Source organism: Gardnerella sp. c11Ua_71, from assembly GCF_055818025.1.
Window position 1 is genome coordinate 1 of sequence record NZ_JARFVR010000016.1, and the last position, 653, is coordinate 653.

At 47.2% G+C, this 653-nt stretch carries 1 pseudogene; it reads right to left on the reverse strand.

Features of this window, described 5'->3' with window-relative positions:
• Positions 1–653: pseudogene (locus P0106_RS07160) on the reverse strand (hypothetical protein); the annotation flags it as partial.

Genomic DNA, 653 nt, shown 5'->3' on the forward strand with positions numbered 1-653 from the left:
CCAGCAGCGGCTGGAGCAGTAGCCTGAGCCTTAGCAGCCTCAGTCTTCTTAGCAGAAGCCTGAGCAGCAGGACCAAACTTACCATTCAAAGCATCAGCATAAATCTGCTTCGTACCAGGAACAGCTGGGAAATCAGCAGCCAAAGGATCAGAAGTCACAACAGGAGGAAGAGCAGCAGGATTCACACCCAAACGAACCGCATCATTATAAGCATCCTTATACTCAGCCAAAGCCTTGTTATAAGCAGCAACAGCAGCGAAAGCAGCATCACGAGCAGCATTAAACTCAGCTTCAGCCTTCTGCTCAGCGTCAAAAGCACGCTGCTCATGAGCATGAGCACGGTTCAAAGCATCACGAAGAGCAGTTTCCTTAGCAGAATTATTCTCACCAGAAGCCAAGAAATCAGTCAAATCCTGGTTAGCCTTCTCAGCAGCGGCCTTACGAGCAGCAAGCTCAGTCATAGTCTCAAGAAGAGTCTTCCTCTTAGCAGCATAATCAGCCTTCTTCTCAGCAAGATTATTATCAGCCTCATCCAAAGCAAGCTTAGCCTTATACACGTAATGAACAGCAAGCTTCTTCTTAGCAGCATCAGACAAGTTCAACTTACCAAGATCCTTGATCTTCTGATCAGGAGTGGTAGTATCGTCCTTCTT